Annotated in this window: 13 protein-coding genes; 11 read left to right on the top strand and 2 right to left on the bottom strand. The window is 59.2% G+C overall.

From position 1 onward, the window contains the following. Positions 1-2 precede the first annotated feature (2 nt). From cobN to CUC55_RS11675, 6 genes are all read left to right on the top strand, one after another. A complete protein-coding gene (cobN, locus tag CUC55_RS11695; protein ID WP_103087932.1) occupies positions 3-3,353 on the top strand; it encodes a cobaltochelatase subunit CobN in 3,351 nt (1,116 codons plus the stop codon). Beyond that, entirely contained in the window at positions 3,350-4,246 is an 897-nt protein-coding gene (locus tag CUC55_RS11690; protein ID WP_342587815.1) for a hypothetical protein, read from the top strand. The genes cobN and CUC55_RS11690 overlap by 4 nt, the downstream gene beginning before the upstream one ends. After that, complete coding sequence (locus CUC55_RS23420; protein ID WP_342587814.1) at positions 4,197-4,709, top strand: hypothetical protein; 513 nt, start codon at positions 4,197-4,199, stop codon at positions 4,707-4,709. The genes CUC55_RS11690 and CUC55_RS23420 overlap by 50 nt, the downstream gene beginning before the upstream one ends. Beyond that, a complete protein-coding gene (locus tag CUC55_RS11685) occupies positions 4,706-5,338 on the top strand; it encodes a precorrin-8X methylmutase (protein ID WP_067646035.1) in 633 nt (210 codons plus the stop codon). The genes CUC55_RS23420 and CUC55_RS11685 overlap by 4 nt, the downstream gene beginning before the upstream one ends. Beyond that, complete coding sequence (locus CUC55_RS11680; protein ID WP_103087931.1) at positions 5,335-6,117, top strand: precorrin-2 C(20)-methyltransferase; 783 nt, start codon at positions 5,335-5,337, stop codon at positions 6,115-6,117. Before CUC55_RS11685 ends, CUC55_RS11680 begins: the two co-directional genes overlap by 4 nt. Then, a complete protein-coding gene (locus tag CUC55_RS11675; RefSeq protein WP_103087930.1) occupies positions 6,114-6,875 on the top strand; it encodes a precorrin-3B C(17)-methyltransferase in 762 nt (253 codons plus the stop codon). The genes CUC55_RS11680 and CUC55_RS11675 overlap by 4 nt, the downstream gene beginning before the upstream one ends. Here CUC55_RS11675 and CUC55_RS11670 read toward each other — a convergent pair. Then, complete coding sequence (locus CUC55_RS11670) at positions 6,842-7,609, bottom strand: cobalt-precorrin-6A reductase (RefSeq protein WP_103087929.1); 768 nt, start codon at positions 7,607-7,609, stop codon at positions 6,842-6,844. The two genes, CUC55_RS11675 and CUC55_RS11670, sit on opposite strands and share 34 nt — an antisense overlap. Here CUC55_RS11670 and cbiE point away from each other — a divergent pair. Genes cbiE through cobM form a run of 3 tightly spaced genes read left to right on the top strand, consistent with a single transcriptional unit; the run spans position 7,608 to position 10,008 of the window. Beyond that, positions 7,608-8,864 carry a precorrin-6y C5,15-methyltransferase (decarboxylating) subunit CbiE gene (gene cbiE / locus CUC55_RS11665; RefSeq protein ID WP_103087928.1) on the top strand — a complete coding sequence of 419 codons (1,257 nt, stop codon included), beginning with the start codon at positions 7,608-7,610 and terminating at the stop codon, positions 8,862-8,864. The genes CUC55_RS11670 and cbiE overlap by 2 nt on opposite strands. Beyond that, on the top strand, positions 8,843-9,238 hold the full coding sequence (locus tag CUC55_RS11660) for a cobalamin biosynthesis protein (protein ID WP_067646025.1): 396 nt from the start codon (positions 8,843-8,845) through the stop codon (positions 9,236-9,238). The genes cbiE and CUC55_RS11660 overlap by 22 nt, the downstream gene beginning before the upstream one ends. Then, positions 9,235-10,008 carry a precorrin-4 C(11)-methyltransferase gene (gene cobM / locus CUC55_RS11655; protein WP_067646024.1) on the top strand — a complete coding sequence of 258 codons (774 nt, stop codon included), beginning with the start codon at positions 9,235-9,237 and terminating at the stop codon, positions 10,006-10,008. Before CUC55_RS11660 ends, cobM begins: the two co-directional genes overlap by 4 nt. Here the strand turns inward: cobM and CUC55_RS11650 are convergent. Continuing rightward, on the bottom strand, positions 9,963-11,093 hold the full coding sequence (locus CUC55_RS11650; protein WP_103087927.1) for a cobalt-precorrin-5B (C(1))-methyltransferase: 1,131 nt from the start codon (positions 11,091-11,093) through the stop codon (positions 9,963-9,965). The two genes, cobM and CUC55_RS11650, sit on opposite strands and share 46 nt — an antisense overlap. A 92-nt stretch (positions 11,094-11,185) precedes the next feature. Between CUC55_RS11650 and CUC55_RS11645 the strand changes: the two genes are divergently transcribed. Both CUC55_RS11645 and yghU read left to right on the top strand, forming a co-directional pair. Continuing rightward, the gene (locus CUC55_RS11645) at positions 11,186-12,499 is read left to right on the top strand and encodes a cobyrinic acid a,c-diamide synthase CobB (RefSeq protein ID WP_103087926.1); all 1,314 of its coding nucleotides are present in this window, start codon (positions 11,186-11,188) and stop codon (positions 12,497-12,499) included. 103 nt (positions 12,500-12,602) lie between these two features. Beyond that, complete coding sequence (gene yghU / locus CUC55_RS11640) at positions 12,603-13,499, top strand: glutathione-dependent disulfide-bond oxidoreductase (protein WP_103087925.1); 897 nt, start codon at positions 12,603-12,605, stop codon at positions 13,497-13,499.

The raw sequence follows: 13,499 nt of genomic DNA, 5'->3' as shown, positions 1-13,499 counted from the left end.
CCATGCACATCCTCGCCACCACATCTTCGTCTCTGGACGACCTGATAGAGCCGGTTGATCTCAACCAGGGTCAGGCGGATGTGGTGGTGCTGTCTTTTTCGGCCAGCGATCTGGGTGGGCTGGAGCGCGGATGGCAGCGTAGTAACGATGTCTCGGTATCCTTNGTGTGTGCCAACCTTTCCGAACTTCGCCACCCCATGTCGGTCGATCTGTGGATTGAAAAGACGGCGGAACATGCCAGACTTATCCTTATCCGGATTCTCGGCGGTGCCGATCGCTGGCGATACGGCGTGGACGAGTTGTCGAGAATGGCGCGGCGGCGTGGCTTAAAGCTCTTGCTTTTGCCCGGCGAATGCAGCGATCGCGATGAGAAACTCGAAGCTGCGTCCACGGTCGATCTACCAACGCAGTCCAAAATCCTTTCCTTCTTCCGCGAAGGCGGGCCGGAAAATATGGACCGGATTGCGAGAGGGCTTGCTGCGTTGGCGCGAGGGGAAGTCTGGCCCGATCTTGCAGCAGAACCGTTGCCCAAATGCGGATTCTACCGGCCCGGTGAAGGCGTGGTTGACCTTTCGGCGGCGCTGGATTGTTACGAGGCCGGTACGCCGCTTGTGCCCATCCTGTTTTATCGTTCCATGCTGATGGCGGAAGACGTTGCGCCGATCGATGCGCTATATGAGGCACTGCGTGAACGCGGCTTTTCGCCGCTTCCGATCTTTGTCGGCGGTCTGAAAGACAGCGACGCTATCCGGTTTCTGGAAGAAAAGCTCGTTCCCTTGGAACCGGCAGCCATGATAGCAGCGACAGCTTTCGCCAGCCATTCGGACGAAGATGGCAAGAGCCTGTTCGACCGGCTGGGCGTCGCAACCTTTCAGGTCATCATGGCCACCACCCGCCGCGATGGTTGGGCGGAAAACATGCGCGGGCTCAACCCGTCCGATCTCGCCATGCATGTGGTGCTGCCGGAATTGGATGGGCGTATTCTGGCGGGCGCTATTTCCTTTAAACAGCCTTACCCAGACGGCGGGCGCGGCCTAGTCCATATCCCGGAGCGTGATCGCGTCGAGCAGGTTGCCGATCGTCTCTCTGCCTTTTNGCGGCTAAAGAATGCGGCACCTGCTGAGCGGCGTGTCGTCATTCTCATGCCGGATTATCCAGGCGCTGCACCGGGGCGAACGGGATATGCGGTTGGTCTCGATGTACCGCAAAGTGTGTTGGAGGTCCTGCGCGACTTACGCGACGCCGGTTATGCGGTGGACGATATTCCAGAGACGGCGCGGGCGTTGCTTGACCGGGTTGAAAATGAGACGACTACTTTTACGCTGGCCGACTACTCAGCGTTCCGCGACGCCCTGCCCAAAGCTGCCAATCTGGCCTTGGACGAAACATGGGGTGAAGCGGATGCAGATACTGCTGTAACAGCCGGAACATTCCATTTTCGTGCCGCTCGTTTCGGCTCAGTAACAGTTGCTCTTGCGCCAGATCGTGGCCGCACCGAAGACCGGCGGGTGGATTATCACGATCCGGCCCTGCCGCCTCGGCATGCACTGGTCGCTTTCGGTGCGTGGATGCAGAAAAGCCCGAGCGCACATGCAATTATTCATGTCGGTGCACACGGTACGCTGGAATGGCTGCCGGGCAAGACGGTTGCGTTATCGCGGACCTGTTTTCCCGAGATCGTTACCGGATCGCTGCCGGTGATCTATCCCTTTATCGTGTCCAATCCCGGCGAAGCAGCCGTTGCCAAACGGCGGATCGCTGCCGTTACCATCGGCCATATTCCGCCTATTTTAATCGATGCTGGACTTTCGCCTGAACAGATGGCGCTGGAACAGCTTGTCGATGAATATGCGCAGGCCGATGGATTGGACAGCCGCCGCCGCGACAGATTGGCCAAGCTTATCGTCGAGAAGGCGCTTGAAACTGGTCTGGCCGAAGATGCTGGCGTCGGCAAGCAGGACGATTCCGATACCGCGCTTTCACGCATTGATGCTTTTCTCTGCGATCTCAAGGATTTCGCGATCAAAGACGGACAGCATGTGTTTGGCCGCTGTGCGGATGGTGAGCCAGATCAGTCGAGAGCGCAAAGTGCGTCGGCTGAAAAGGCTGCGCTGATTGCTGCACTCAACGGGCAGCATATTATTCCTGGCCCTTCCGGTGCACCAGCGCGCGGGCGGCTGGATGTGCTGCCGACGGGGCGTAATCTTTACGCCGCAGATCCGCGCACCATGCCAACAGCCACTGCTTTCGAGCTGGGGCGCATGGCGGGCGAAGAGGTCCTGCGGCATTATTTGCAGAGCCATGGCGATTGGCCAAAGCATATCGTCTTCGACCTCTGGGNTTCGGCATCTTTGCGCAACGGTGGAGAAGATGTGGGGCAAGCCCTGCATTTAATGGGCGCGCGACCGATCTACGATCCGGCAACCGGCCGGGTGACTGGCATCGAAATCCTGCCACCCGCAGCGCTTGGACGGCCACGCGTAGATGTGACGTTCCGCATTTCCGGTCTGTTCCGGGATATGTTTCCGGCGCTCATCGCACTGCTCGACGCTGCCGCCAAAGCAATTGCAAGGCGTGAAGAATCGCCAGGCGACAACCCTTTGGGCGAAGAGGCTGCTAGTCTCGGTCATATCCCTGCCCGTATTTNCGGTTCTGCGCCAGGCACCTATGGCGCGGGCATTGAAGAAAAGCTGGCAAATGGACGCTGGGACGAGCGCGAGGAGTTAGGCCAGACCTATCTGGATGCGGCCAGCCACGCCTTTGGCGGGGCGGATGGGCTTGACGTGTTTGCCGATGAGGGCTTCGCGGACCAGGTGGAAAAGGCCGATCTGTTGGTTCACACCGGGGACGATCCGGGCCGCGACCTCCTGGATGGTTCGTCCGACGTTGCCTTCATCGGCGGTTATACGGCGGCCAAGGCGGCGCTCGGCCAATCGGCCGATGTGGTGGCGCTGGACACGACCGATCCGGCCCGTCCCCGTGCTCGTTCCATCGCGCAGGCGATTACCCGCGTGGTGCGCGCCCGCGCCATCAATCCGCGCTTCATTGCCGGGCAAATGCGCCATGGGCCACGTGGGGCTGCGGAGTTTGCAGAAACGGCGGACAGGCTGATCGGTTTTGCCGAGACCACCCACGCCGTATCGTCATCTTTGATAGAAGCATTGTATGATGCTTACTTCGGCAATGAAGATGTTCGCGATTTCATTTTGCGAGAAANCCCGCAGGCGGCAGAGATAATGGCACAGCGTTTTCTTTCCGCTCGCCGTCGCGGCCTTTGGCACAGCCGCCGTAATGCTGTCGATGCAGAGCTGGAAATGCTGATAGCTCCCAAATTGGCGAGGGCGAAGGTATGAATGCTGCCACGCGCGCCGATGTCCAGCCTTTCGCACGTCGCGGCGTTTGCCCGGCTCTGTCGGCGCCGATGCAGACCGGTGATGGGCTCTTATCCCGCATTGCTCTCACGGCTCATGTTTCGCCTGATGATTTGGGAGCGCTGTGCACCCTTGCTGTCCGGCATGGCAATGGTCTGGTCGACATCACCGCCCGGGGCAGCCTGCAATTTCGCGGGCTGACGACCGAGAGTGCCGTGTCATTAGAGATGGACGTTCTCGCTCTGGGCTTGCCGTTACGGCATGGCTTGGCGGTGGAAACGTCGCCACTGGCGGGGATCGATGAAACGGCAATTGCTGATACCGGTGAAATCGTAAGCCGGATATGCGAGCGCGCAGATCAGCTCCACCTCCATGAACGGCTAGCAGCAAAAATGTCTGTCGTCGTTGATGGCGGTGGTAACGTGATCATGGATGATCTGCTGGCGGATATCCGGTTGAAAGCTGTCCGTCTCAATAATGACGTGTTTTGGCAGCTGATGCTGGGCGGTTCAGAAGCCAATGCATTGCGGGTTGGTTCGCTGCACACAGAAAATGCAGCCGATGCCGTCACCCATCTCCTGTCTCATCTCGCTGAACGAGGATCGGAGGCCAGAGGGCGCGACCTCGACATTNGCGCAAATCCAGGCGATTTGTGCGGATTGGCTTATTCAGCAGACTGGGGATGCACAAGCCACAGCCCTGTGTCAGCCTTTCGGACTGCTGCGTCTCTCAGAAAACCTTTTCGCCACCGTCCTCGCGCCTGCGTATGGTCAACTTCCGGCCAAGGCACTGTCGTCTCTCTGCGCCTTCGCCTCCACGCTCGGGATGAAGTTCGTAAAACCAGGCCCCGCCCACGCCCTGTTTTTTCTTGGTGACGAGGTGGCTTGTCAGGCGCTTCTTGACCACGCGCCTGAAGCCGGTTTTGTGACCCGTGCCGATGACCCGCGTTCTGCGATCGCAGTATGCGCGGGCAAATCTGCCTGCGCTTCGGGTTTTCTTGTCACAAAGGAATTGGCGGACCACGCAGCAGTGGACTGTGCACCGCTTCTGGACAGCTCTCTCACGCTGCATCTCTCCGGGTGTGGCAAGGGATGCGCCCATCCGAACGCTGCGCCGCTTGCCTTTTCAGGCCGCGCCGAGGGGCTTGCTTTCACCTATTCCGGTCGAGCTGGCGATCCTCCCGATGTGGTTTTGCCCTTCTCACAACAAGAGGCCGCGCTTTCTCGGCTTGCCCGATTATATGAAAAAGAACATAAGCCCGGAGAAAATGCCCACACCCTTCTTGCCCGTCTTGGCAAGGACCGGATTGTCGCGGCGCTCCGACAGGAAGATCGATGACTGAATACGACTATATCCGCGATGGTAACGCAATTTATGAGCGCTCTTTCGCGATGGTTCGCGATGAGGCGGATTTATCTGCGTTTACGCCTGATCAGGCTGAGATTGCCATCCGCATGATCCACGCCTGCGGGCTTGTGGATGCCGCGCAGCACTTTCGGTTTTCGCCAGATTTCGTGGTTGCCGCACGCGGCGCCCTGGAAGCCGGGAAGCCTGTTTTGTGTGATGCGGAAATGGTGGCGCATGGCGTGACCCGCGCGCGCCTGCCCGCTGGCAATGATGTGATCTGCACGTTGCGTGATCCGCGCACGCCCGGACTTGCAAAGACCATTGGCAACACGCGTTCGGCGGCAGCGCTTGACCTGTGGGCCGAAAAACTGGACGGCGCGTTGGTGGCTATCGGCAATGCGCCGACGGCCCTTTTTTTTCTGCTGGAAATGCTGGAGCGAGGCGCGCCCCGTCCCGCCGCCATCATTGGCATGCCGGTTGGTTTCGTCGGGGCGATGGAATCCAAAGATGCCTTGGAAGAAAGCCCACTTGGCATTCCCTATGCCATCGTCAAGGGTCGTCTTGGGGGTTCGGCGATGACGGCAGCGGCGGTGAATGCAGTTGCAAGGCCGGGTCTATGAGCGTGGCGATGTTTGAGCCAGAGCCTTCAAAGGCATCGAAAGGCAAGATGATCGGTGTTGGCACAGGTCCTGGTGACCCTGAGCTTTTGACGCTGAAAGCCGTGCGTACCATCGAGAATGCCGATGTCGTTGCCTTCTTCTGCAAGAAGGGTAGCACGGGCAATGGTCGCGGCATCGTTGAAAACTTCATCCGCCCCGGCACACTGGAAATGCCGCTGGTCTATCCAGTAACAGTCGAAAGCGACAAAAACGGCGATGATTACCGCGGTGCTATCGCCAATTTCTTTGACCAGTGCGCCAGTGACATTGCGGTGCATCTGGATGCCGGGCGCAATGTCGCGGTGCTGTCGGAAGGGGATCCACTGTTTTACGGTTCCTATATGCACCTGCATTTGCGTTTGGCACCATCTTATCCAGCAGAGGTCGTGGCGGGCATCACCGCCATGTCCGGCTGCTGGTCCATGACAGGTCTGCCGCTGGTGCAGGGCGACGATATCTTAAGCGTTCTGCCGGGTACACTTGCTGAGGAAACGCTGACCGAACGTCTCTCTGGCACGGATGGTGCCGTCATCATGAAGGTCGNTCGTAACCTCCCGAAANTCCGCCGGGCTCTGGAAAGAGCCGGCAAGCTGCAAAGCGCTTTGTATGTGGAGCGCGGCACGATGGAAAATGGCCATGCCATGAGTCTGGTGGAGCATGACGGTTCGCCTGCGCCTTACTTCTCGCTGGTGCTGGTGCCGGGTTGGAAAGACAGGCCTTCGGGTGGAGACGCCGCATGAGCGGTCGTCTCACCGTTGTGGGGCTTGGCCCAGGCAATCTGGCACAAATCACGCCGGAAGCGCTGGATGCTGTGCGTGAAGCGGAAGATTTTTNCGGCTACATTCCCTATCTCGACCGTCTCTCGCTACAGCCGCATCAACGCCGCCACGCATCTGATAATCGCGAGGAACTCTCCCGTGCGGAGGCAGCACTGACGCTGGTTGCTGCGGGCGGCAAGGTCTGCGTCGTGTCAGGCGGCGATCCTGGCGTGTTCGCCATGGCTGCTGCCGTCTGTGAGGCTATTGAGAACGGTCCTCCGGCATGGCGGGAGATCGATTTTCGCGTCGTGCCCGGCGTCACGGCCATGCTGGCAGTGGCTGCAAAAGCCGGTGCGCCGCTGGGGCATGATTTCTGCGCCATTTCGCTCTCGGATAATCTTAAGCCGTGGTCGCTGATCGAAAAGCGGTTGGCTTTAGCGGCTGAGGCCGGTTTCGTGATGGCGTTCTACAACCCCATCAGCAAAGCGCGTCCGCATCAACTTGCGACAGCCTTCGATGTCCTGCGCGCGCATCTACCGGGTTCCGTACCGGTCATTTTTGGTCGCGCTGCAGGGCGGGCGGATGAGCGTATGCGGGTCGTGCCACTCTCTGAAGCCTCAAGCGATATGGCCGATATGGCGACCTGCATCATTGTTGGTTCGGTGGAAACACGGTTGATCGAACGTGAGGGGCAGCAACCAATGGTTTATTCACCACGTTCGTCCAAANGGGAAAGCTGATGGCGAATAGTTGCCAGCGCCGTATCGATACTAGGCACGGTCGCGGCGCGGGTAAGGTCCGGGCGCTCGATCATAAGCACCTTGATACCAAGCTGCCGCGCTGCCTCGATTTTCGCATAGGCCGCTGTGCCGCCGGAGTTTTTGGAGACGATAACCGCGATCCGGTTTTCGCTCATGAGGTTGATTTCGTCCGCCAAGGTAAAGGGCCCGCGCGCAGTGATATAACGGGCATTAGGCACTGCCAACTTCGGCTCGACCGGATCGACGCTGCGGATAAGATAATGGTGTTGCGGCGCGGCCTCGAAGGGCAGCAATTCCTGGCGACCGAGAGCGAGGAAAGCGTTGGTGCTGTTTGCACCGAGCGCTTTCATAGCGCTTTCGACATCTGCCACGTTTTGCCAGTCATCGCCGAGTTGTTTCTTCCAAGCAGGGCGCTCCAGCGACACAAGCGGAACATTGGTCAGTTCCGCTGCTTGAACGGCGTTCGCAGATATCCGCGCCGCGTATGGGTGGGTCGCATCCACCAGAAGATCGAACTGGTTTTCAGTTATAAAGGCGGCCAGTCCGCTGGACCCACCAAAGCCACCGGTTCGCATCGGTACGGGTTGCTGTACCGGATCACGGGTTCGGCCAGCCATGGACAAAAGCAACCGGTAGCCGGAGCCTTCCGCCAGTTTNCCGGCCAGAATACGGGCATCCGCCGTGCCACCGAGAATGAGTATGGAGCGTGTCATGGCCTCTGAATATGCCGTAATCGGTGGTGTATCCACTGAAAAGGCGATTCCGCCATGGCTTTCCATTGTCGGCATTGGCGAAAATGGTCTTGCCGGGCTGGGCGAGGATGCGCGCTACGCCATCGAAAATGCGGAATTCGTGTTTGGCGGCAAGCGGCATCTAATGTTGGCGACGGATGCGATCAAGGGTGAAGCACGNCCATGGCCGGTGCCATTTGACGTCGAAATGGCGGATGTGGTGGCGCTGCGTGGCCGAAAAGTCTGTGTGGTCGCCTCCGGTGATCCCTTCTTTTACGGTGTTGGCGTCACCCTGCTTCGGCATGTAGCGACGGAAGAAACTATCTCCCACCCTGCACCATCGGCGTTTTCGCTGGCTGCCTCCAGACTTGGCTGGGCCTTGCAAGATGTCGAATGCGTGTCTTTGCATGGACGCTCCATCGATCTCATTCGCCCCCATCTGCATTCCGCTGCAAANCTTATCGTTTNGACATCGGATGAAAAAGCCCCTGCCCTTTTGGCTGCCCTTTTGGCGGAAACAGGGTTCGGGCGTTCGGATATTATTCTGCTGGAAGCTTTGGGCGGTCCTCGGGAGAAGGTGCGTCGTTGTAATGCATCCGCATTTTCTCTTGATGATATCGATCCGCTGAATGTCGTGGCAATCCATGTCGTTGCAGATGAAAAGGCCCGTATCCTCCCCTACACGCAAGGTCTGGATGACGCGTTGTTCGAGCATGATGGCCAGATGACCAAGCGTGAAATTCGGGCGGTAACCCTATCCTCCCTCGCGCCGCGTCACGGCGAATTGTTGTGGGATATCGGTGCCGGCTCCGGCTCCATCGGCATCGAGTGGATGCTGGCGCATCCTTCCTTGCGGGCCATTGATATCGAACAGCACTCTGAGCGGGCTGAACGTGCCAAGCGCAATGCGGTAGCGTTTGGTGTGCCGGGGCTGGAGGTCGTGATTGGTGCAGCGCCGAAGGCGTTCGATGGTCTGCCTGCGCCCGACGCCATCTTTATCGGTGGCGGCGGCAGCGAAGATGGTGTGCTGGACGGTGCTATTGCAGCGCTGAAGCCCGGCGGGCGGTTGGTCGCCAATGCGGTGACGCTGGAGATGGAAGCCGTACTGCTGGCGGCGCAGGCGCGGTTGGGCGGTTCGTTGATACGCCTTGAGGTTGCCCGCTCATCCCCGGTTGGCTCCATGCAAGGCTGGCGTCCCGCTATGCCGGTCACCCAATGGGCATGGATCAAGCCGTGATTGTGGCGGGGATTGGGTGTCGCAGGGGTGTTGATGCTGATACTGTTATCGCTGCATTGGACGAGGTTTCGCAGGCGCTTGGTGTGAAGATTGATGTCATTGCAACAGCACCTATCAAAGCCGATGAGCCCGGATTGCTGGAAGCAGCCACGCAACTTGGCATGGCCTTTATTGTGGTGGCTCAAGCGGATTTCGAAGCTGCAAGCACCCGCACGATCACACAATCGGCGACCAGCCTGAAACATTCCGGGTCCCCGAGCCTCAGCGAAGCAGCGGCGCTTGCGGCTTTGGGGCCACGATCAAGGCTTATCGCCCCGCGTATGGTGATTGGCGACATGACGGTGGCGCTTGCCACTTTAGGAGATGACGAATGACGGTTCATTTTATCGGTGCCGGTCCCGGTGCGGCAGACCTTATCACTGTACGTGGACGTGATCTGATCGCAGCCTGCCCGGTCTGCCTCTATGCGGGATCGCTGGTGCCGAAGGCGCTGCTGGATTATTGCCCATCCGGTGCTCGTATCGTTGATACGGCAGCGCTATCGCTAGACGATATCGAAGCGGAATATGTGGCCGCTGCGCGTGAGGGCAAGGATGTGGCGCGGCTGCATTCTGGTGATCTCTCCGTCTGGAGCGCCATGGGCGAGCAAATCCGCCGTCTGGAGCGTCTGGGGCTGGATTACACTGTTACACCCGGCGTCCCCTCCTTTGCCGCCGCCGCTGCCACGTTGCGGCGGGAATTGACGGTGCCGGAGGTGGCGCAGAGCCTTGTGCTCACCCGCGTGTCCGGTCGTGCGTCCAAAATGCCGGAAACGGAGACGTTGAAGGCCTTCGGTGCGACGGGAGCGACGCTCGCCATTCACCTTGCCATCCATGCCATTGCCAAGGTGGTGGAGGATTTGACGCCGCTTTATGGGGCGGAGTGCCCGGTCGCTATCGTGGTGCGGGCCTCTTGGCCGGAGGAGCGGGTTATTTGCGGGACGCTCGCTGATATTGAGACCAAGCTTGCGGAAGAACCGGTGGAACGCACGGCGCTGATTTTCGTCGGCAAGGGGCTAGCGTCAGAAGATTTTCGTGAGAGCGCGCTTTACAGCACGGATTATGTGCGCCGATTCCGCTCGCCGGAAGGGAAAGCGGATACGTGACGGGATGGCGCAAAGCCGAAGCGCCCCTTCATAGCCCCATCCCTATCGAACACCAGAATTTCGAGCGCCGTTTCCGGCACATTGAGAGCGTCGGCCGCCGTTTGCCAGGCTTTCTCTGCAACGACATTGCCAAGATCTATACCCGCGCCGCCTGCCATGGTGAAGGCGTGTGCCACCGTGTTGGCGTGGCGGATGGCATCCGCCAGCATCTCGTCTCCGCCCGCCTCTGTGGCGAGTTTCGCCAGCGCATCCAGGTCCGCCAAGCCACGTTTGGAATGAACATCGAGCATGCCTTGCGCCAGCTTGGTCATCTTGGCGACGCCGCCAGCGATGGTGAGTTTCTCGACGGGATGCGTTCGCAGATATTTCAACATGCCGCCGATAAAATCGCCCATATCGATCAGGGCTGTTTCCGGCAGGCTATGAAATGCCTGTCCAGCTTTTTCCGAGGCGTTGCCTGTGGCGCCGAGNATATGGGTTAGCCCCTCGGCGCGTGCTACATCAATGCCGCGCCAGATGGAGTGAATCCAGGCCGAGCAGGAAAAGGGAATGACGATGCCGGTGGTCCCGAGAATGGAAATACCGCCGACGATGCCGAGCCTGCCGTTCAGCGTCTTTNCCGCAATCCTTTCGCCATTCTCGACAGAAATCTCCACTTCGAAATCGGTATTGTCTCCGGCGACGTCGTGGATGGCTTTCTCGATCATCTTGCGGGGCACGGGGTTGATGGCGGGTTCGCCAATGGCCAAGGGAAGTCCAGGGCGGGTGACGGTGCCAACACCCCTGCCCGCTTTGAAGGTGATGCCTGTCCCCGGCTGTCCACGCCGCAGCGTGCTTTCGATCAAGGCACCGTGGGTCACATCAGGGTCATCACCCGCATCTTTGATGACACCAGCGCGCGCAAATCCATGGCCATGTTGGGAGGTCGCCAGAGAAAAGCTCACGCGCTTGCCGCTTGGAAGTTCGATCTCGACAGGGTATGGAAANTCACCGGTCAGCAACGCGGCGCAGGCGGCTTTCGCCGCAGCCGTCGCGCAAGCGCCGGTCGTCCAGCCGCGACGCAGGTTTTTNCCATCCGTTTCCATTCTGTTTCTATAGCGGTTACGGCTATGGCCGTCATCGGTAAACAACAGGCAGTGTGAATGTCGAGACCACTTATCGTGAAAAAGGGCAGGCCATGACCGCGCGAGCAATCATCATCGGGGCGCCGCGGTCCGGTTCGGGCAAGACCAGCGTCACCATCGGCCTTTTGCGCGCCTTTGCGCGGCGCGGTGTGAAGGTGCGGGGCATCAAGACCGGGCCTGACTATATCGATCCCGGTTTTCATGCCTTTGCGGCAGGCACGCCGGGCCTCAATCTCGACAGTTGGGCCATGCAGCCGGATTTGCTGCGGCATCTGTTCGCCCAGCAGGCTGAGGACGCGGAACTGGTGCTGATTGAAAGCGCCATGGGCTTGTTTGATGGCATCGTGGTGCCGGAGAACCGGACCGGATCGGCGGCTGATCTGGCGCGGCTGTTTGGCATACCGGTTTTGCTGGTGCTGGATATATCGGGCCAATCCCAGACGGCTGCGGCGGTTGCCCACGGATTTGCCCATTACGATCCGGATGTCAAAATGTCTGCTGTTGTGCTCAACCGTGCAGGCAGCGAAAGACACCGGACGCTCTGTTCGCAAGCCATTGAAAGAATCGGCTTACCCGTAGCGGGCTGCGTGATGCGTGATCCCTCGCTGGTGTTGCCGGAGCGTCATCTGGGGCTGGTGCAGGCCAGCGAGCATCCTGAGATCGACGCGCATATCGAGCGGCTTGCCGATGCGATGGAGCAGGCGATTGATCTTGATGCGCTTTNGTCGCTGGCGCGCCCGGTGGAGCTCTCGCGGGGCTCGGTGGAAGCCGCAATCGCACCGCCCGGTCAGCGCATCGCGCTGGCGCAGGATGCCGCCTTTACGTTTCTCTACCCGCATCTTCAGCGTCACTGGCGCGAAGCGGGTGCGGAGATCATCCCGTTTTCGCCCCTTGCCGATGAATCGCCCAACGCCTCCTGCGATGTCTGCTGGTTGCCGGGTGGATATCCCGAGCTTCACGCGGGCAGACTTGCGGGGGCCACGAATTTCAAGGCGGGTCTCTCACGCTTTTCGCATGAAAAGCCAGTTCATGGGGAATGCGGAGGCTATATGGTGCTGGGTGAGAGGCTGGAAGATGCCGATGGCGTGAGCCATGCCATGACCGGGCTTTTGTCCCATGCCACCAGCTTTGCCAAACGCAAGATGAACCTTGGCTATCGGCAGGCCACCATTGCCGTTGATGGTCTGCTGGGGCGGGCAGGCGAGGTTCTGCGCGGCCATGAGTTTCACTATGCCCGTGTGACCGATGCTGGACGCGATGATGCCTTTGCGCAGATTGCCGACGGTCAGGGCAAGCCGCTTGGACCTTCCGGCGGCAGGCGCGGGCTGGTGACGGGTACGTTTTTNCACGCCATTGCCAAAGGTTAAGTTTTTCTCATCAATCGTGTGGTGGAGGAATGTCGCCGCCTCCCTATATTGTGGTGATGCGCTGCGTGCTGGCGCTTGATCCATTCAACAAGGACAGATTTTCATGACCGAGAAATCCCCCGAAAATAATTTTCCCGCCGGTTACGAACCAGCCGACGTCTGGGAATGGGAAANGGGCAATGGCGGTCAGTTCGCCAATATCAACCGCCCGATTGCAGGTCCTACGCACGATAAGGAATTGCCAGTCGGCAAACATCCGTTGCAGCTTTATTCGCTGGCGACGCCCAATGGCCAGAAGGTCGGCATTATTCTGGAAGAACTCTTGGCGGCAGGACATACGGGTGCGGAATATGATGCCTGGCTGATCCGTATCGGCGATGGCGACCAGTTCGGCTCGGATTTCGTCAAGGCCAACCCAAACTCGAAAATCCCGGCACTGGTGGACCATTCCACCCCTGAGCCGACGCGTGTGTTCGAAAGCGGATCGATCCTGCTTTATCTCGCAGAAAAGTTTGGTGCGTTTCTGCCTAAAGATCATAGGGGCCGCACAGAGGCGATCAACTGGCTGTTCTGGCAGATGGCATCCGGGCCGTATCTCGGCGGTGGTTTTGGCCATTTCTACGCCTATGCGCCGATTCATATCAAATATGCCATCGACCGTTTTGCTATGGAAGCCAAGCGACAGCTTGACGTGCTGGACCGCCATCTGGCAGACAACGAGTATCTGGCCGGTTCGGAATATTCAATTGCGGATATCGCCGTCTGGCNATGGTACGGCAATCTGGCACGTGGACAGTCTTATCCGAAGGCTGATGTCTTTCTGGATGTGAAAAGCTATAAGAACCTTCAACGTTGGGCGGCCGAGATTGCGGAACGTCCAGCGGTAAAGCGGGGTCGCATGGTCAACAAGGTCAATGGCGATCCTTCGGAACAATTGCACGAACGCCACGATGCGTCCGACTTCGATACGAAGACGCAGGACAAAATCGGCAAAGCATAA

Origin of the sequence: Agrobacterium bohemicum, assembly GCF_002896715.1 — a bacterium.
Classification (GTDB): domain Bacteria; phylum Pseudomonadota; class Alphaproteobacteria; order Rhizobiales; family Rhizobiaceae; genus Agrobacterium; species Agrobacterium bohemicum.
This window is presented reverse-complemented; position numbering and strand designations above follow the sequence as displayed.